Origin of the sequence: Vogesella margarita (assembly GCF_028548475.1) — a bacterium.
GTDB classification, from domain to species: domain Bacteria; phylum Pseudomonadota; class Gammaproteobacteria; order Burkholderiales; family Chromobacteriaceae; genus Vogesella; species Vogesella margarita.
The window spans coordinates 14310-32244 of sequence record NZ_JAQQLE010000014.1 but is presented as its reverse complement, the minus strand read 5'-3'; the positions used below and the strand labels follow the sequence as shown (position 1 = coordinate 32244).

The following is a 17935-nucleotide window of genomic DNA, read 5'->3' as shown; positions in this document are numbered from 1 at the left end:
CAACACGCGGCGGCAAGCAGGATTTGCACTGGCCGGCGGTTGCCGGCCGTTTGCTCTTTTGCGGAACCTCTGGCCACGCCGGGCGCTGACGCGTCGCCACGTCCCCTGACACCGAATATCAAGGATGCACATGGAAGTTCAAGAAATCGTCAAACTGGCCATCAACGCGCTGGAAGACGTTAAAGGCAAAAACATCGTGTCGCTGGACACCAGCAAGCTGACCTCGCTGTTCTCGCACCTGATCGTCGCCACCGGCGACTCCAACCGTCAGGTGAAGGCGCTGGCCAACAACGTGGCGGTGGACCTGAAGGCTGCCGGCGTCGACATCGTCGGCACCGAAGGCCACGAGAGCGGCGAGTGGGTACTGGTCGATGCCGGCGACGTGGTCATCCACGTGATGCTGCCGGCGGTACGCGACTACTACGACATCGAGGCACTGTGGGGCGGCCAGAAGCCGTCGTTCGTGCCGGTCGGCGGCCGTCCGTGGGACGCCACCGCGGAATAAGCCCCGCCCTGCCGTGAACGCAAGCGCACCGCCCCGGCGGTGCGTTGTGCTTTGCGGCCAACCTTTTCCCCCTGTAGCCCTGCCATGAAAATTACCCTGCTGGCCGTCGGCACCAAGATGCCGCGCTGGGTGGACGACGCGTTCAACGACTACGCCAAGCGCTTCGGCCGCGACATCAGCTTCGAACTGAAAGAGATCAAGCCGGAGAAGCGCGGCGGCGGCGTCACCGCCGAGAAAGGCATCGCCGCCGAGCACGAACGCCTGGTGGCGGCCATCCCGCTGCGCAGCAAGCTGATCATTCTGGATGAGCGCGGCAAGAACTGGACCTCGGTGCAGCTGGCCGGCGCGATGAAGGAGTGGATGGCCGGCGGCGACGACATCTGCATCGTCATCGGCGGCGCCGACGGGCTGTCGGCGGAACTGAAGGCGCGCGCCGACATCATGCTGCAGCTGTCGGCGATGACGCTGCCGCACGGCATGGTGCGCGTGCTGCTGGCCGAGCAGCTGTACCGCGCCTACTCCATCCTCAACAACCACCCCTACCACCGCGAATAGCCGACCCGTTGCGGCCAACCCCGGCCACCGCTTCAGGCCGCCTGCGAGCCGGCGTCGCGCTCCAGTGGTGGCAATCCCCAGCGCTGGCGTGCGCGGTGGCACTGGGGGCTGCCCTCGTGCAGCTCGCGACAGGCGCTGCTGCGCAGCGGGTAGATGCGACAGCTGACCCCGCGCCCGACCTCGCCCTGCAGCGCGATACAGCGCGGCGTGGCCGACCAGGTGCCGCGCATGCAGCGGTGGAAGGCGTCGCGCCGTTCGGTGAGGCCGGCCGGCACCGTGCCGCCGCCGTCATCGGCCTCCGCCCAGTAGAACGACACCCGGAAACTGGCGCAGCAGGCGCCACAATCTTGACAGGCAGAATGAGAGACCGACATGGTTTAACATGCTGCAAAACAGAAGGCTGACAAAAAAGTGGCCGTTATTTTTTGCAAGACCGCCGCCGTCGTCAAGTCTCTCCACAGTGCGCCGTCCGATTTTCCGCATTTAATTTAAACACTTTTACAACAAATCCACTAAGCGCCGATTCCGCCCGACGCCTTACCCCTGCTCGACATACGCCAAAGACATAAAAAAGACCGTTACGCCGGCCACGGCTTGAACTGGAAAATGGCCAATCCGATCAGTAACATGAAGTTATCGCTCCTTTAACCTGAGCCCGAGTTCTTTACATCATGATGAACCGCCTGCTACTGACGATCGGCCTGCTGCTGGCTACCAGCCCGGTGCTGGCACTCGCGCCACTGCCCGCCGATGACTTCCTCGCCGACGCGGTACGCCCCGGCCTCGGCGCCACCCTCAGCTTCGATGCCCTGCCGGCGGCGCCAGCGGCGTCCGAGACGCGCGGCGACACGGTACCCGACGTCAAGGCGCCAGGCTACAACCGGCAACAGGCGGCGCTGTTCAGCAAGCTGATCCACCAGGTGGCGCGCGAACACCAGCTGGACCCGCAGCTGCTGCACGCCATCGTCACCGTCGAATCCGGCTACAACCCGGGGGCGACCTCGCCCAAGGGCGCACAGGGCCTGATGCAGCTGATGCCCGATACCGCCGCCCGCTTCGGCGTGCGCAACCGGGCCGACCCGCTGCAGAGCCTGCGCGGCGGCGCGCGCTACCTGCGCTTCCTGCAGGGTTACTTCAAGCAGGACATGACGCTGGTAATCGCCGCCTACAACGCCGGCGAAGGCGCGGTCGGCAAGTACCGCAACACCATCCCGCCGTATCGCGAAACCCGCGAATACGTGGCCAAGGTGCTGGCGTCCTACGAGTCGCGCACCGGCCAGTCGCTGGTGCCCTCGCGCCAGCCGCGCTTCCAGCTGATCCTGCCGCCGCCGCAATTCCCGCTGTAAAACGGGCGGCCGTCACAAACAAAAACCCCTGTCCGCGGACAGGGGTTTTTTATTTGCCGGTAACGCCGTCACTCAGCGCGTGGCGAGGCTGGTGGCCAGCCGTTTCAGGCTGTGCCAGGCGTCGCCCGGCGCCACACCCTTGATCTGGCGGTCGATGCGTGCGCATTCGGTCAGCGCCTGCATCAGCCGCGCGCCGCCGATGCGCTTCAGCGCCGGCTCCGCCAGCCGCTGCTTGTCGCCCCACAGCCGCAACTCGCCGGCCATGTCGCGCACGCTGCGCCCGTCCTTCAGGCCGCGGCCGAGCTTGATCAGCATGCGCACGTCCTCGGTGAACGACCACAACACCAGCACTGGCGCCTCGCCTTCCGCCTCCAGCCCGTCCAGCATGCGCGCGGCACGCGCCACGTCGCCGGCCAGCCAGCTCTCGGACAAATGAAAGACGTCGAAGCGCGCCACGTTGGCCACCGCGTCGCGGATGTCGGCCAGGCTCAGCTCGCCCCGCGGGTACAGCAGCGCCAGCTTGTCGATCTCCTGCTTCGCCGCCAGCAGGTTGCCCTCGACGCGGTCGGCGAAGAAGCTGGCCGCATCATGGTCCAGGGTCTGGCCCTGCCGCTGCAGCCGCCGTGCGATCCACACCGGCAGCTCGCCGCGCCCCACCGGCCTCGCCTCGGTGATCACCGCGCTCTTTTCCAGCGCGGCGAACCACTTGCTCTTCTGCTGGCTGCGATCCAGCTTGGGCAGTTGCAGCAGGGTGATGGTGTCCGGCGGCGGGCTTGCGGCCAACCTTTGCAGTGCCTCGCCGCCCTCCAGCCCCGGCTTGCCGCCGGGAATGCGGATTTCCAGCAGCTTGAGGCTGGCGAACAGCGACACGCTGCTCATCGCGTCGTTCAGCTGCGACCAGTCGAAGTGCGCACCCTCCACCGTCAGCACCTCGCGCTCGACATAGCCGGCCTGGCGCGCGTGGCTGCGCAGCGCGTCGGCCGCCTCCAGCGCCAGCAGCGCTTCCTCGCCGTGGATCACGTACAGCGGCGCCAGACCGCGCGCCAGCTGCGTGATAAAGGCGTCAGGGCTTAGTGCTGGCATTGCCCGGTTTCGGCAGGTAGGCGAGACGGTGCATCAGCTGTTCGGCGGCATCGCGGCGCATGTCTTCCAGCAGCAGCGCTTCCTCGCGCTCCTTGCCCAGCACCGCGCTGTCGCTGTAGCTCAGCTCGCGGCGCACCACCACCGTCAGCGGCAGCGGCTGCTCCTCACCCTTGCGCTGCACGCTGGCCTCGACACGGTAGGTGAGCAGGTACTCGTTGACCTTGCCGCCGCGGTTGATGGTCAGGATGTCCTTGGCATTGGCGGTGCTGTCGATGGTCAGCACCACCTCGGCGTCGGCAGCACGGCTTTGCAACTGCACGCGGCCGTCGCGCTGCAGCGCGCTTTGCAGCGGCTCGGCGAGGTTGCCCGCCTGCTGGATGGCGATGCTGGCAAACGGCAGCGGCGTCAGCGGTGCCGACAGCCCGCGCAGGTGAAAGCCGCAGGCGCTCAGCGCCAGCAGGGCGCCGGCCAGCAGCGTGCTCTTGATCAGTCGGTTCATACGACACTCCGGTGTGCGCCGTTGTGAAAACGCGGCTGACGGGGATACCCGTCAGCCGCCTTGTTGCGTTACGGCGCGTGACTAGCGGGATTAAACGACGATGTTCACCAGGCGGCCCGGCACCACGATGATCTTCTTGGCCGGCTTGCCTTCCATGAACTTGATCACGTTCTCGTGTGCCAGCGCGGCCGCTTCGATCACGTCCTTGCCGGCGTCGGCGGCGACGGTGACGCTGCCGCGCAGCTTGCCGCATACCTGCACCATCAGTTCGATCTCGCTCTTCACCAGCGCGCTCTCGTCCACCTGCGGCCAGGCCTGGGCCAGCAGCTCGGTACCCGGTTTCAGGGCACTCCAGATCGCCTCGGTGATATGCGGCACGATAGGCGACAGCAGGATGGTGACCGCTTCCAGCACTTCCTGCGCCACGGCGCGGCCAACATCACCGCTGGTATCGGCCTTATCAAAGGTATTGAGCAGCTCCATCACCGCGGCGATGGCGGTGTTGAACTGCAGGCGGCGGCCGTAGTCGTCGGCTACCTTCTGGATGGTGCTGTGCAGCTTGAAGCGCAGCTCTTTCTGGCTGGCGTTCAGCTCGCCACCGGCGTACGGCGCGGTGATGCCGGCAGCCACATGCTCGCGGCTGAGCTTCCACAGGCGCTTCAGGAAGCGGAACGCGCCTTCCACACCGGCGTCAGACCATTCCAGGCTCTGCTCCGGCGGGGCGGCAAACATCATGAACAGGCGCGCGGTATCTGCGCCGTAATTCTCGATGAACTCCTGCGGATCGACGCCGTTGTTCTTGGACTTGGACATCTTCTCCACGCCACCCACGATCACCGGCTGGCCGTCGACGCGGTGGGTCGCGCCAACAATCTTGCCCTTGGCGTCGCGTTCCAGCACCACGTCCTGCGGCGCGATCCAGTCCTTGCTGCCATTCGGCAGGTCGCGGTAGAAGGTCTCGCAGATCACCATGCCCTGGGTCAGCAGGCTCTTGAACGGCTCGTCGCTGTCCACCAGGCCTTCGTCACGCATCAGCTTGTGGAAGAAGCGCGCGTACAACAGGTGCAGGATCGCGTGTTCGATGCCGCCGACGTACTGGTCGACCTGCAGCCAGTAGTTGGCCGCAGCCTTGTCCAGCATCGCGGTGTCGCACTGCGGGCTGGCGTAGCGCGCGTAGTACCAGCTGGACTCCACGAAGGTGTCCATGGTGTCGGTTTCACGCTTGGCGGCACCGCCGCATTTCGGACAGCTGGTCTCGTAGAATTCCGGCATCTTGGCCAGCGGCGAACCGGCGCCATCGGGAATCACGTTTTCCGGCAACACCACCGGCAGCTGCTCGGCCGGCACCGGCACGTCGCCGCAGCTCGGGCAGTGGATGATGGGGATCGGGCAGCCCCAGTAGCGCTGGCGGCTGATGCCCCAATCGCGCAGGCGGTACTGGGTTTTCTTGGTGCCGGCAGCCTTGGCTTCCAGGTCGGCCACGATGGCGTCGAAGGCGGCGCTGAAGTCCAGGCCGTCGTACTTGCCGCTGTTGCGGGTGATCAGGCCTTCCTTGGCGCCGTACCAATCTTGCCAGGTGCTGGCGTCAAAGTTGCCGTCGCCGGCCGCCGGGGCGTACACTTGGGTAATCGGCAGCTGGTACTTGTTGGCGAATTCGAAGTCGCGCTCGTCGTGCGCCGGCACGGCCATCACTGCGCCTTCACCGTAGCCCCACAGCACGTAGTTGGCCACCCATACCGGCAGCTTGGCGCCAGTGAGCGGGTGAACCACGAACAGGCCGGTGTCCATGCCCTTCTTCTCCATCTTGGCGACGTCGGCCTCGGCCACGGAGCCGGCCTTGCACTCGGCGATGAAAGCCTGCAGCGCAGGGTTGCTTGCTGCGGCCTGCGTCGCCAGCGGGTGCTCGGCGGCGACGGCCACGTAGGTAGCGCCCATCAGGGTGTCAGGACGGGTGGTGTACACCTTCATCACGCCGTCGTGGCCGATGCTGTCCGTGTCGTAGGCAAAGGACACGTCGGAGCCGAAGCTCTTGCCGATCCAGTTGCGCTGCATGGTCTTCACCTGTTCCGGCCAGCCATCCAGCTTGTCCAGATCGTTCAGCAGCTCGTCCGCGTACTTGGTGATGGCGAAGTAGTACATCGGGATTTCACGCTTTTCCACCAGCGCGCCGGAGCGCCAGCCGCGGCCGTCGACCACCTGCTCGTTGGCCAGCACGGTCTGGTCCACCGGATCCCAGTTCACCACGCCGTTTTTCTTGTAGATGATGCCCTTCTCGAACAGGCGGGTGAACAGCCACTGCTCCCAGCGGTAGTAGTCCGGCTTGCAGGTCGCCAGCTCGCGGTCCCAGTCCAGTGCGAAGCCGAGGCTGTCCAGCTGCTTCTTCATGTACTCGATGTTGGCATAGGTCCATGCCGCCGGTGCGCCACCGTTCTTCATCGCCGCGTTTTCCGCCGGCAGGCCGAAGGCGTCCCAGCCCATCGGCTGCAGCACGTTGAAACCCTGCGCGCGCTTGAAGCGGGCCAGCACGTCGGTAATGGTGTAGTTGCGCACGTGGCCCATGTGCAGCTTGCCGGACGGGTACGGGAACATCGACAAGGCGTAGTATTTCGGGCGGGTGCTGTCTTCGACGGCTTTGAAGGCGGCGGTGGCCTGCCACTTCTGCTGGGCGGCGGCTTCAAGCTCGCGCGGGCTGTATTGTTCTTGCATGGGGATCTCTAGGCGCAAAAAAGCGTGAAAATTCAATCGCAACATTATAGCGGCGAGTTGCCATCGCCGCGAAGCGCTGCGCGGAAAAGGTTGGCCGCAGCGCGGCCTCAGCCCTGGCGCAGCAGGCCGAGCAGCATCTCGCTGGCCATCACCGCCATCAGCAGCGCGAAGCCCTTTTTCAGCTTCGCCACCGGCAGCGCGTGGGCGGCGCGGGCGCCCAGCGGCGCGCACAGCACCGTCATCAGCATCAGTGCCAGCATCGCCGGCAGGTAGACGAAGCCGAACGCGCCCCACGGCAGCCCCGGCGTCTGCCAGCCGGCGGTCAGGTAGCCCAGCGCACCGGACACCGCGATCGGCCAGCCCAGCGCGGCGCTGGTGGCGATGGCGCTGTGCATCGGCACATTGCACCAGCCCATGAACGGCACGCTCATCGAGCCGCCGCCGATGCCGACCCAGCTCGACACCATTCCGATCACGCCACCGGCGGCGCTCTGCCCGGCGAAGCCCGGCATCTCGCGGCTGGCGGCCGGTGTCGCGCCGAAGAACATCTGCGCGCCGATCACGTAGGCGTAGATCACGAAGAACCAGCGCAGAGCATTGCTGGGAATCCAGCCGGCCAAGAGGCTGCCGGCGAAGGTGCCGAGCATCATCGCCGGCGCCATGCCGCGCACGATGGCCCAGTTCACCGCGCCCTTCTTGTGGTGCGCGCGCACGCTGGCCACGCTGGTGAACACCATCACCGCCAGCGAGGTGCCCACCGCCAGATGTTGCACGTAGTGGCCGCCGAGGCCGGCCGCGTCCAGCACGCCGACCACCACCGGCACGATCACCAGCCCGCCACCGACCCCGAGCAGGCCGGCGAGAAAGCCGGCGACCACGCCGCAGGCAAGCAATACCGCAATCAGCGTCAACGACAACATCAGAGCAGGTTCTCCATCAGGTAATCCCATTGTTGCGGCGTGACCGGCGTGATCGACAGCCGGTTGCCGCGTTGCAATACCGTCATCTCCAGCAGCGCCGGATGCTGGCGCAAGACGGCAGGCGACACCAGCGCGGTCTTGCGCACGAAGCGCACGTCGACGCACTGCCAGCGCGGGTTGGCCGGGTCGGACTTGGGATCGAAATACGGGCTGGCGGGATCGAACTGGCTGGAATCGGCGTGCGCAGCACCAGCCACCTCTGCGATGCCGGCGATGCCCGGGTCGGGGCAGGACGAATGCCAGAACAGCAGCAGATCGCCCGGCTGCATCCGGTCGCGCATGAAGTTGCGCGCCTGGTAATTGCGCACCCCGGTCCACTCGAACAGCTGCTCGGGGTTGGCCGCAAGGTGGTCGATGCCCACCTCGTCCGGCTCCGACTTCATCAACCAGTACGCCATGCCCGTCCTCCGGCGCCGGTGCTCGCCACCGGGCGCGATATCCTATAATGCGGCATTCTCCCTCCCATCCTCCGAAAGAGACAATGTCATGAAAACAGTCCTGCTTGCCAGCGTGGCGCTGCTGCTCGCTGCCTGTACCATCAGCGGCCCGCGCGTGTCGGTGAAACCGATCGAGATCAAGCCGCTGGAAATCGAGATCGGCGACGGCCACTCCGGCTCGTTCTGCCCGCCGGGTCAGGCCAAGAAAGGCAACTGCCGCTAAACGGCACGGCGCCGGCAGACGCCGGCCGGACTACACCGGCGCTGCCAGGCGCCGGTAACGGATGAGGCCGGACTCGGTCAGCAGGTAATCAAGCTGCACGTCCCACGCCTCCTTCGGCACCGCCGCCACCCGCTGGCAGTCGAAGGCGACGCCGACCAGCAACGGTCGCCGCCAGCGGCGAAAGCCATTGAGATAGGCCAGTGTGGTGTCGTAAAAGCCCCCGCCCTGCCCCATGCGGTAGCCCTGCGCGTCCACCGCCAGCAGCGGCACGAACAGGATCTCCAGATCGCGGGCGCGCCAGTTCGCGCCGTCGAACTCCGGGATACCGTAGCGGTTGTGATACCAGCGACCGCGCGCATCCAGCACCGAGAACAGCATCTTGCGCCCGCGCAGCGGCAGTGCCGGCAGCGCCACGCGACAGCCGTGCGCCAGCGCGCGCGCCATCAGCGCGTCCAGCCCCAGCTCGGACCCGGTGGCGATATAGGCGCCGATACGGCGGCCATGGCGGAAAAAACGGCGTGCATGACGGCTGATCGCCTTTTCGGCGTGATGGCGGTGTGCGGCAGGAATGGCTTTGCGCGCCTGGCGAATCTCGCGGCGCAAACGCGCCTTGTCAGCGGCAGCAGAGGAGGTCATGGGCGGAAGGAGGGGGAATCCCCCGCGAGAGTCGATCGGGCCGAATTCGCTTGTACCCTGTTTCCAGGGGGGGTCGCCTGCCAGTAGCTTCGGGCACATCCGCGAAGGGACGCGACACACCCGCTACTCATGCTGACAACCAAAAGCGAACGCATTGGTACAAAGGAATTATGGGCCGTCTCGAACACCGCAGGGGAAAGAACGGATATTCGTCTTAGAGCAGGTTGGGCTGGTTCTGGCGTAACGCCTCGTCAGCGGCCTCGCTCATGTGCTGTATTTTACGCCGGATTGTCGCCATCTCCAAGCCACCATCGCCAACTTTTACCTTCAGCAGGTCGTGGGCGATGTTGAGCGCGGCCATGATCGCGATCTTGTCGGCGTCGACGATGCGGCCGCCGCTCTGGATCGCCTGGATCTTGTCGCCCAGCAGGCGCACCGCCTGCTCCAGCGTGTCGCGCTCTTCCAGCGGCGTGCCGATGGTGAACTGGCGCCCGAGCAGGGTCACCTCTACCTGTACGATCTCGCTCATTCGGCATCCTCCTGCGGCAGGCGCGTCATCAGCGCGGCAACGCGGTGGCGGGTTTCCTCCAGCGCGAATTTCATTTCGGCATTTTCCTTCATGGTCTGCGCCAGCACCTCGGCGAAGCGGCCATTCTGGTTTTCCAGCTCGTGGATGCGCGCAATCAGCGCCACCACACGGCCTTCCAGATAATCGAGTTCTTGTTCCATAGCGGCGAGGATAGCCAAGGGTAGAGGAGGCGTCAAACCGGGTCTGCCACCGTCGCCCGGCTTGGGCGAACAGCGCAGCGACCGCCAGATTTTACGTCTTGCCGCGCGCCGATGTCAGCAAAATATGCCGCGCCGCAACGAAATGGCGCGCCGGCCTCAGCCCGCCGGCAAACGCTGCCGCGCGGCGTCGATCTGGCGGCACAGCCGGGCGGCGCCGTCGGCCAGGCGCGGGCCGGGGCGGCTGATGCCGTCCTCGTCCAGCAGCGACAGGTTGCCCAGCGCCACCGCCGGCAGTTGCGGCCAACGTTGCCAGTACGCCAGCTGCCGCGTGCCGAAGGCGAGGATCAGCTGCGGGCGGCGCGCCAGCACCGCCTCGACGCTGACCTGCGGCGCCGGCACCGCGGCGTCGGCAAACACGTTGCGACCGCCGCACAGCCGCACCAGGCTGTCGACAAAACTCAAGCGGCTGATACTGAACAAGGGCGTGTCGCCGACCTGCACGAAGGTTGCCACCGGCCGCGCCGTCGCGTAGCGCTGCCGCAGGCTGACGAATTGCTGCTCGAAGCGTGCCGCCTGTTGCGCCGCGCCGCGCGCCTGGCCGCTGAGCGTGCCCAGCACGCGCATTTCGCGGGCGATACCGGCCACGTCCTGCGGGGCGCTGACATAGAGCGGAATACCCAGCGCGCGCAGCCGCGCCAGCTCGCGCGGATGGCCGCCGTCGCGCCAGGCCACCACCAGCTCGGGGCGCAACCGCAGGATGGCCTCCAGGCTGATGCCGCTGTAACTGCCGACGCGCGGCAGCTGCCTCGCCGCCGGCGGCTGGTCGCTGTGCTCGACCACCGCCACGATCTGCGCCCCGGCACCGATGGCATACAGCGTTTCCACCGCATGCGGCACCAGCACCACGATGCGCCGTGCCGGCGCCGCCAGCGTCACCGTCTGCCCCAGCCCGTCCGTCACCGTCAGCTGCGCCACAGCCGGCAATACCCAGCCCGCCAGCAACGCCAGCCCTGCCCAGCGCCTCATGCCGGCACCTTCAGCGGCAACGGTTGGCCGCAGGCCACCAGCGTCACCCGCCGGCAGCACGCGGCGACGTCCTGGTTCAGCCGCCCCAGCTCGTCGACGAAGTGGCGGGTCTCGGCGCCGAGCGGCACCACGCCCCAGCCGATCTCGTTGCTGACCAGCAGCACCGCGGCCGGCGTCGCGGCCAGCGCATCCAGCAGCGCGCTGCGCTCGCGCTGCCAGTCGTCAGCCAGGAACCGGCCATCGGCGTCGAAAAAGCGCATCAGCCACATGCCGAGACAGTCGACCAGCAGCAGGCTGCCGGCCGTCCCCTGTGCCGCGATCACCGCCGCCAGCGCCGGCCCGGCCTCGACCAGCCCCCAGGACGCCGGACGGCGCTCGCGATGGTGTGCGATGCGCGCGGCAAAGCTGTCGTCGTCGCGCCGCTCGGCGGTGGCGACGTACAGCACCGGCCCGTCGTGGGCCAGCGCCAGCTGCTCGGCGTAACGGCTCTTGCCGCTGCGGGCACCGCCGGTGATCAGATGCGTGCTCATGCTCAACTCCTGCCGGAAATCAAAAACGACCTGCCCGGATCGGGTCAGGTCGTGTTGTGCGGAACCGGGATGGTGCCCGGTCATCCCGTTTACTGGGCGTAGCGTACGCCGACGAACCAGCCACGACGGGGCTGATTGTAGTCTTTTACGGTCTCGTAGCGCTTGTCGCCGACGTTGCTCAACCGCGTGTTCAGCGTCCACTGCTTGTCCAGCTGGTAGTCGGCGCCGAGGTTGAGCACGCCGTAACCGCCCAGCACCTTGTCGGCGCTGTTGTCGGCATCGTCGTAGCGACGGCCACTGGCGCGCCACTCCGCGCTGAGGCGGGCGCGGTTCCGCTGCCAGCCGGCCGTCAGCGCACCGAACAGTTTGGCGTGGCGTGCCAGCAGCTTGCCGGAAGGCTGGCTGCGCGGCCGTTGCGAGGTGATGCTGCCGGCGAGACTGAAATCGCCCCAGCTGCGGCCGGCTTCCAGCGTCTGGCCGGTGATGCGCGCCTCGTCGATATTGACCTGCAGCCCGTCGCTCACCGATTTGCTGGCGATCAGGTTGTCGATCCGGTTATCGAACGCGATCACGCTGAAGTAGTCACCCTGCTGCCGCCACTTCAGCGACAGCTCGCGGTTGCGCGCCTCTTCCGGGCGCAGGGCCGGGTTGCCGTGGTAGCTGGCGCCGGAGCCGCTCCAGTACAGCTGGTTGAAGGTCGGTGCCTTGAACGCGGTGCCGTAGGCGGCGCCAAGCAGCCACTGCGGCGTCAGCGCATAGCCATAGCCGAGCTGGCCGGTGGCCTTGTCGCCGAACTGCGAGTTGTCGTCGTGGCGCAGGCTGCCCTGCAGCCGGTGCGCGCCGAAGCTGCCCTGGTAGGCGGCAAACAGCGAATCCACGTTGCGGCGGGTGCCGTTGAAGCTGTTCAGGGTCTCGATCTGCTGCTCGGTGTGCGCCGCGCCGAGGCTGAACTGGCCGACGCCCTGCCACTGCACGTCGTGCTGCCACTGCCATTCCTGCTGGCGGGTAGCGGCAATCGCGGACGGTGTGCCGAAGTTGCCCTTGGTAAAGGTGTGCTGCCGGTCATTGGTCTCGGCGTAACGCAAGGTACTTTGCCAGTTAGCCCGCAGCCGGTTTTTCAGCTCGATGCTGTGCCCCTGCAGGCGCGAGCGCAGCTCGTCCGCCTTGTTGACGGTGGCGTCGTAGGCGCTGCTGGCCTCGGTCTGGTACAGGTTCAGCCCCAGGCTGTGGCCGGCGGCCAACTCGTGCTGCACGCTGGCGAGATAGGTGGTGTTCTCGTAGCCGTCACGGTCGGGGTTGTACTTGCCAGGCAGATAGCGGCGCGAGGAAATGCCGTCGGTACGGTTGTGCTCGAACGCGAGGTTGAAGGCGGTGTTGCCGGCCTTGCCGGACAACCCGGCGCCACTGCTGCGCTTGTGCTCGGCACCGATGCCGGCATGGAAGCTCAGTGCCGGCCCGCCTTCGCCGCGCTTGGTGAATATCTGGATCACACCGCCGATGGCGTCGGCGCCATACAGGCTGGAAACCGGACCGCGCAGGATCTCGATCTTCTCGATCGCCGCCAGCGGCAGGTGTTCCAGCGAGGTGGCGCCGGTGGTGACCGAGGCAATGCGCATGCCGTCGACCAGCACCAGCACGTGATCGGCCTTGGCCCCGCGCAGCAGCAGGCTGGCGGATTTGCCCTCGCCGCCGTTGCTGTAGGCTTCCACCCCCGGCTGGCGGCTGAGCAGCTCCGGCAGTGTCAGGCTGCCGGACTGCTCGATTTCTTCGCGGCCGAGCACGGTGACGTCGGCCAGCACGCGGCTGAGCGGAATCGCGCTACGGGTGGCGGTGACCACCACGGTCTCGCCCGTGGTGACGGGATCGGCAGCCACGGCGGCATGGCCGGTGGCCAGCGCCAGCAGCGCGGCCAGGGTTTTGTTGTCAAACATGAATACACACTCCGGGATGGGAAAAAGGGAGTGCGGAGAAATCAGGACCAAAAGACATGCGCGCCGGCCGTTGCGGCAAGCGGACTGTCAGCTCGCCTCCCCGCGATGCTCCAGCAAGACGCGATTCCACCGCGTCTGTTGCAGGCCGGTCTCCGGGCTTGGTCATGCGGGGCAACGCCTTCCCGTCCTGCCGGACAGTGGCGAGTGTTGCACCTTGGGCGCGGCATGCGCGCCCAGACCTTACCGTTGCGGGGGCAGCGCCGGAATTGCACCGGCTTCCCAGTTTCACCCGGCGCGCTTAGGACGCGCCGGACACCTGCAGGGGCGGGATTATACCTGCGTGCACGGCACAATACGCGCGCAGCTGCAATTTGCCGCCGCCGGTCAGCGCGTGAGGGGCACCGGCATGAAAAAGCCCCTGTTTGAGCACGTCAAACAGGGGCCTGGATCAAACACTCAACTAACATCAGCAAGCCGCTTGCCCGGCACGGCAAGTGACCCGCAACGCAGGCCAAGGAACGGCCAGCATGGCCTTAGTCACCGGTACACCACCAGCCCCTGGCTAAGTGGCGCCACACTTATTGTGCGTAACGGACACCCACAAACCAGCCACGACCCGCTTGGTTAAAGCCTTTAACGGTTTCATACGCTTTATCGCCCACGTTGGTGAGCCGGGTGTTCAGCGTCCAGTTTTTGTCCAGTTGATAGTCGGCGCCCAGATTCAGCAGCCCGTAGCCAGCCAGATACTCACTGTTACTGCTGTCAACCGGACGGCGGCCGCTAGCCTGCCACTCGGCAGACCAGCGGGTACGATCCTGCTGCCAAGCCAGCGTCACCCCACCGTGCAGTTTGGAACGTTTCGTCAGCAGCTTGGCCGTGTTGCTGTCACGCGCCCGCTGTGAGGTGAGGTTACCGCTGAGCGTCACCTCGCCCCAGGTGGTGGCGGCCTCCAAGGTCTGGCCACGAATGCGGGCATTGGCCACGTTTTCTACCGTGGAAAAATCATCCGTGGTCTGAATCAGGTTATTGATACGGTTGTCGAATGCCGTCAGCCGCAGATAGCGGCCTCCATCGCGCCACTGCACCGCCAGCTCGCGGTTACGAGCCTCCTCCGGTTTCAGGTTCGGGTTACCCTGGTAAGTAAAACCACCACCGTAATCTTCAAATGGGTAGTACAGGTCATTGAAGGTCGGCGCCTTGAACGCGGTGCCGTAAGCGGCGCGCAGCAACCAGCCCTGAGCCGGCACGAAGCCGTAACCGATCTGGCCGGTGGTCTTGGCACCGAACTGCGAGTTGTCATCAATCCGCAGACTGCCTTGCAGGCTGTGCGCACCGAATTCCCCCTGATAGCTGGCAAACGCGGCATCGACGGAACGGCGGGTATTGGTAAATGCGGTGCTGCTGAGCACACGCTGCTGCGTATTGGAGACACCAAGCGCCAGCTGCTGGCCGGCAGTCAGCCTCACGTCGTTCTGCCACAGCCACTCATCCTGACGGGTTTCGTAGGCATAGGCGGGCGAACTGAAATTGCCACCGATATAGCTCTTGGCGCGGTCATTGCTATGGCTGTAACGCAGCGTGCTGTGCCAATTGGCCGCCAGCTGGTCTTTCAGCTCCAGACTTTGCCCGGCCAAACGAATCCGATCCTCATCCTGTGCGCTGGCACTGTAATCGAACTCGCTACTGGCTTCGGTCTGGTACAGGTTAAGCCCCAGACTATGACCGGCTGCCAACTCATGCTGCATGTTCAGCAAGTAGGTGGTGTTGTCATAGCCGTCGCGATCGGGATTGGTGCTGAAACTGTTGCGGGCGTTGGCCGAGGAAATGCCGTCGGTCTGGTTATGATCGAAGGCGAGACTGTATGCCGTGGCACCACTCTTGCCGCTGATGCCAGCACCAATCACCCGCTTGCCCTCGGCACCGAAACCGGCGTTGAAGCTGACAACCGGTGTGCCGACGCCGCGTTTGGTAAAGATCTGGATCACGCCACCAATGGCATCGGCGCCATACAAACTAGAAGCCGGCCCGCGCAAAATCTCGATGCGCTCCACTGCCGCAAGCGGAATATGCTCTAGCGCGGTGGTGCCCAACGTCGCCGACATGATGCGTACACCATCCACCAGCACCAGCGTATGGTTGGCATTGCTACCGCGCAGATAGATACCACCGGTCTTGCCTTCGCCACCGTTACTGGCCATTTCCACACCCGGCTGGCGCGACAGCAACTGCAGCAAACTAACGCTGCCCGACTGCTCCACCTCCTCACGGCCGAGCACGGTGACGTCGGACAGGACCTTGGCCAGCGGTGTCGCCACACGCGTGGCGGTGACCACCACCTCGTCCAGCTGGTTCACGGGGGTCGCGGCCAGGGCTGCCTGGCTACAGGCCAGCGCGACCAGCGCGGCCAGGGGTTTGTTCTTGAACATGAATACACACTCCGGGATGAGATAAAGGGAGTGCGGAGAAATAAGGACATACACCGGCCGTTGCGGCCAACGTTCTGTCAGATCGCCTCCCCGCGATGCTCCAGCTGGACGCGATTCCACTGCGTCCGTTGCAGGCCGGTCTCCGGGCTCGGCCTTGCGGGGCAACGCCTTCCCGTCCGTGCGGACAGTGGCGGTTGTTGCTCCTGGATCGCGCGGCGCGCGATCAGGCTTTACCGTTGCGGGGGCAGCGCCGGACTTGCACCGGCTTCCCGTTTCACCCGGCCTGTCGTTGACGGGCCGGACACCTGCAGGGGCAGGATTATACCCGTCCCCGCCGCCGCCCGCCCGTTGCGGCGGCAATTTGCTTATTCCTGCTCAAGACGGTTGCCAGCACGGCTGCCGCTGCCGTAAGGTCTGCCCCATTCGTATCAGGAGCCATCATGTCGCGCATTTCTCCCCCCGATCTGTCCGCCCTCGCCGCCGCCCAGGCCCGCCAGCAACAACTGACCAAACCCGCCGGCAGCCTCGGCCAACTGGAAAGCCTGGCCTGCCGGCTGGCCGCGCTGCAGGGGCGCGAGGTGCCGCTGCCGCTGTCGCCGGCGATCTCCGTGTTTGCCGGCGATCACGGCGTCTGCGCCGAGGGGGTGTCGGCCTATCCGCAGGAGGTGACCGGTGCGATGGTGGCCAATTTCGTGCACGGCGGCGCGGCGATCAGCGTGCTGGCGCGCGTCAATCAGGCGCGACTGGAAGTGGTCGACGCCGGCGTCGCGGCCAAGCTTGACGGCCTGCCCGTCGTCCACGCCAAAGTGCGCGCCGGCAGCGGCAATATCCGCCGCGAGGCCGCGATGAGCGCGGACGAAGTGCAGCAGGCGCTAGAGGTTGGCCGCAACGCGGCACAGCGCGCCATCGCCAGCGGCGCGACGCTGCTGATCGCCGGCGACATGGGCATCGGCAACACCACGCCGTCGGCGGCGCTGATCTGCCGCCTGAGCGGCCACAGCGTGGACAGCATCGTCGGTCGCGGCACCGGGGTCGACGACGCCGGGCTGGCACTGAAGCGGCAGGTGGTGGCCGACGCACTGGCGCGTGTGGCGACGGCCGGGCTGGACGGCCGCGCGCTGCTGGCGGAACTGGGCGGGCTGGAAATCGCCGCCATCGCCGGCTTCTACCTGGAAGGCGCGGCGCAGGGCGTGCCGCTGCTGCTGGACGGCTTCATCAGCACCGCCGCCGCGCTGGCGGCGCAGGAGATCGATCCGGCGGTCACGCCGTGGTTCATCGCCAGCCACTGCTCGCAGGAAACCGGCCACCAGCTGGCGCTGGCGGCGCTGGGGCTGACGCCGCTGGTCGACTTCGGCCTGCGCTTGGGCGAAGGCTCCGGCGCGGCGCTGGCGATCCCGCTGCTGCAACAGGCGATCGCGCTGCACGCCGGCATGGCCACCTTTGCCGAGGCCGGCGTGGCCGGAAAGAACGGATGATTCCCCGCCACGGAAACACACGGCAAGGCACCGAAGCAAACCGGCAAGCGGCCTGTTGCCGCAACATCCTGAAGCAGCGTCCAGGCGCAAGGTTGGCCGCACGAGTGCCAGCCGCTCTGGTCCGTGTTTTTGCTTCGCAGAAACTTCGTTTTCCGTGTGCTTACGTGGCAAAAAGGCTTGAACCATGAACCCCTACACCCTCACCCTGCTGCGCCACGGCGATATCGACCACCAGGGGCGGCTGATCGGTCACACCGACCTGCCACTGACCGAGCGCGGCCGCGCCGACATGGCCGCCAGCTGGCAGCGCATCGTGCGCCACGCGCCGGTGACCAGCATGGCCACCTCGCCGCTGCTGCGCTGCCGCGAATTCGCGGTGCAGCAGGCGCTGGCCTGCGGCGTGCCGCTGCAGGTGGCGCCGCTGCTGGCCGAGTGCCACTTCGGCGCCTGGGAAAACCGGCCGCTGGCCGACATCGCCGCCACCACGCCGGACTGGCAGACGCTGCTGGCGCGCGGACTGCTGACGCCGGAGGGCGGCGAATCGTTCGATACCTTCCGCACCCGGGTGCTGACCGGCTTTGCCGACTGGCTGCAGCAGGCGCGTGGCAGCCACCGCGTGCTGGTCAGCCACGGCGGCGTGATCAATGTGCTGCTGGCCGAGCTGCTCGGCACCGACTTCAACGTCGCACGGCTGATGGCGGTGCAACGCGGCGGCTTCGCGCAGCTGTCGATGCTGGAGGGGCACCCGGCCTACCTCACGCGGCTGGAAGCGCCGGATCACGGCGGCCACTGAGTTATCCACAGCCACACCGATTTCCGGAAGTTACCCACAACGCCCCTCCTCTTGC

The 17935-nt window shown here is 66.4% G+C and carries 19 protein-coding genes, 1 other RNA gene and 2 riboswitches; of the genes, 6 read left to right on the top strand and 14 right to left on the bottom strand.

Annotated features, from left to right (window positions below; translation table 11 throughout):
- Positions 1 to 130: 130 nt before the first annotated feature.
- Positions 131 to 505, top strand: coding sequence for a ribosome silencing factor (gene rsfS, locus PQU96_RS14345; protein ID WP_189375221.1), 375 nt, complete (start codon positions 131 to 133; stop codon positions 503 to 505).
- 84 nt (positions 506 to 589) lie between these two features.
- Positions 590 to 1060 (top strand): 23S rRNA (pseudouridine(1915)-N(3))-methyltransferase RlmH, encoded by a 471-nt coding sequence (gene rlmH, locus PQU96_RS14340; protein ID WP_272773087.1) that lies wholly within the window; start codon positions 590 to 592, stop codon positions 1058 to 1060.
- A gap of 32 nt (positions 1061 to 1092) precedes the next feature.
- Here rlmH and PQU96_RS14335 read toward each other — a convergent pair whose 3' ends face one another.
- Positions 1093 to 1434 (bottom strand): YkgJ family cysteine cluster protein, encoded by a 342-nt coding sequence (locus PQU96_RS14335; protein WP_272773086.1) that lies wholly within the window; start codon positions 1432 to 1434, stop codon positions 1093 to 1095.
- A gap of 297 nt (positions 1435 to 1731) precedes the next feature.
- Between PQU96_RS14335 and PQU96_RS14330 the strand changes: the two genes are divergently transcribed.
- Positions 1732 to 2406 carry a lytic transglycosylase domain-containing protein gene (locus PQU96_RS14330; protein ID WP_272773085.1) on the top strand — a complete coding sequence of 225 codons (675 nt, stop codon included), beginning with the start codon at positions 1732 to 1734 and terminating at the stop codon, positions 2404 to 2406.
- Positions 2407 to 2478: 72 nt separating this feature from the next.
- On the opposite strand, the gene holA is transcribed toward PQU96_RS14330, so the two are convergent.
- The 5 genes from holA to PQU96_RS14305 all read right to left on the bottom strand — a co-directional run bounded on the left by holA (position 2479) and on the right by PQU96_RS14305 (position 8072).
- Complete coding sequence (gene holA / locus PQU96_RS14325; protein WP_272773084.1) at positions 2479 to 3489, bottom strand: DNA polymerase III subunit delta; 1011 nt, start codon at positions 3487 to 3489, stop codon at positions 2479 to 2481.
- Positions 3470 to 3988, bottom strand: coding sequence for an LPS-assembly lipoprotein LptE (locus PQU96_RS14320; RefSeq protein ID WP_272773083.1), 519 nt, complete (start codon positions 3986 to 3988; stop codon positions 3470 to 3472). The genes holA and PQU96_RS14320 overlap by 20 nt, the downstream gene beginning before the upstream one ends.
- Before the next feature lie 90 nt (positions 3989 to 4078).
- The gene (leuS, locus tag PQU96_RS14315; RefSeq protein ID WP_272773082.1) at positions 4079 to 6694 is read right to left on the bottom strand and encodes a leucine--tRNA ligase; all 2616 of its coding nucleotides are present in this window, start codon (positions 6692 to 6694) and stop codon (positions 4079 to 4081) included.
- Between the two features lie 107 nt (positions 6695 to 6801).
- A complete protein-coding gene (locus PQU96_RS14310) occupies positions 6802 to 7614 on the bottom strand; it encodes a sulfite exporter TauE/SafE family protein (RefSeq protein WP_272773081.1) in 813 nt (270 codons plus the stop codon).
- A complete protein-coding gene (locus tag PQU96_RS14305) occupies positions 7614 to 8072 on the bottom strand; it encodes an EVE domain-containing protein (RefSeq protein ID WP_272773080.1) in 459 nt (152 codons plus the stop codon). The genes PQU96_RS14310 and PQU96_RS14305 overlap by 1 nt, the downstream gene beginning before the upstream one ends.
- Positions 8073 to 8160: 88 nt before the next feature.
- Here PQU96_RS14305 and PQU96_RS14300 point away from each other — a divergent pair, with 88 nt between their 5' ends.
- Complete coding sequence (locus tag PQU96_RS14300) at positions 8161 to 8334, top strand: vir-repressed protein (RefSeq protein ID WP_272773079.1); 174 nt, start codon at positions 8161 to 8163, stop codon at positions 8332 to 8334.
- 30 nt (positions 8335 to 8364) lie between these two features.
- Here PQU96_RS14300 and PQU96_RS14295 read toward each other — a convergent pair whose 3' ends face one another.
- From PQU96_RS14295 to PQU96_RS14260, 8 genes are all read right to left on the bottom strand, one after another.
- The gene (locus tag PQU96_RS14295) at positions 8365 to 8970 is read right to left on the bottom strand and encodes a 5-formyltetrahydrofolate cyclo-ligase (protein ID WP_272773078.1); all 606 of its coding nucleotides are present in this window, start codon (positions 8968 to 8970) and stop codon (positions 8365 to 8367) included.
- A 15-nt stretch (positions 8971 to 8985) separates the two neighbouring features.
- Positions 8986 to 9169, bottom strand: a non-coding RNA gene (gene ssrS / locus PQU96_RS14290) — 6S RNA.
- Positions 9170 to 9184: 15 nt separating this feature from the next.
- The gene (locus PQU96_RS14285; RefSeq protein ID WP_272773077.1) at positions 9185 to 9499 is read right to left on the bottom strand and encodes a cell division protein ZapA; all 315 of its coding nucleotides are present in this window, start codon (positions 9497 to 9499) and stop codon (positions 9185 to 9187) included.
- A complete protein-coding gene (locus PQU96_RS14280; protein ID WP_047968001.1) occupies positions 9496 to 9699 on the bottom strand; it encodes a hypothetical protein in 204 nt (67 codons plus the stop codon). The genes PQU96_RS14285 and PQU96_RS14280 overlap by 4 nt, the downstream gene beginning before the upstream one ends.
- Positions 9700 to 9855: 156 nt before the next feature.
- Positions 9856 to 10725, bottom strand: a complete 870-nt coding sequence (locus tag PQU96_RS14275; RefSeq protein ID WP_272773076.1) for a cobalamin-binding protein — start codon at positions 10723 to 10725, stop codon at positions 9856 to 9858.
- Positions 10722 to 11255, bottom strand: coding sequence for a bifunctional adenosylcobinamide kinase/adenosylcobinamide-phosphate guanylyltransferase (cobU, locus tag PQU96_RS14270; protein WP_272773075.1), 534 nt, complete (start codon positions 11253 to 11255; stop codon positions 10722 to 10724). Before cobU ends, PQU96_RS14275 begins: the two co-directional genes overlap by 4 nt.
- A gap of 89 nt (positions 11256 to 11344) precedes the next feature.
- Positions 11345 to 13186 (bottom strand): TonB-dependent receptor domain-containing protein, encoded by a 1842-nt coding sequence (locus PQU96_RS14265; protein WP_272773074.1) that lies wholly within the window; start codon positions 13184 to 13186, stop codon positions 11345 to 11347.
- 126 nt (positions 13187 to 13312) lie between these two features.
- Positions 13313 to 13521: riboswitch (cobalamin riboswitch) on the bottom strand.
- 243 nt (positions 13522 to 13764) lie between these two features.
- On the bottom strand, positions 13765 to 15612 hold the full coding sequence (locus PQU96_RS14260; protein ID WP_272773073.1) for a TonB-dependent receptor domain-containing protein: 1848 nt from the start codon (positions 15610 to 15612) through the stop codon (positions 13765 to 13767).
- Positions 15613 to 15728: 116 nt separating this feature from the next.
- A riboswitch (cobalamin riboswitch) is annotated at positions 15729 to 15936 on the bottom strand.
- A gap of 116 nt (positions 15937 to 16052) precedes the next feature.
- Between PQU96_RS14260 and cobT the strand changes: the two genes are divergently transcribed.
- Both cobT and PQU96_RS14250 read left to right on the top strand, forming a co-directional pair.
- Positions 16053 to 17087 (top strand): nicotinate-nucleotide--dimethylbenzimidazole phosphoribosyltransferase, encoded by a 1035-nt coding sequence (gene cobT, locus PQU96_RS14255; RefSeq protein WP_272773072.1) that lies wholly within the window; start codon positions 16053 to 16055, stop codon positions 17085 to 17087.
- Between the two features lie 184 nt (positions 17088 to 17271).
- Positions 17272 to 17880, top strand: coding sequence for a histidine phosphatase family protein (locus tag PQU96_RS14250; RefSeq protein WP_272773071.1), 609 nt, complete (start codon positions 17272 to 17274; stop codon positions 17878 to 17880).
- The last annotated feature ends 55 nt before the right edge of the window (positions 17881 to 17935 follow it).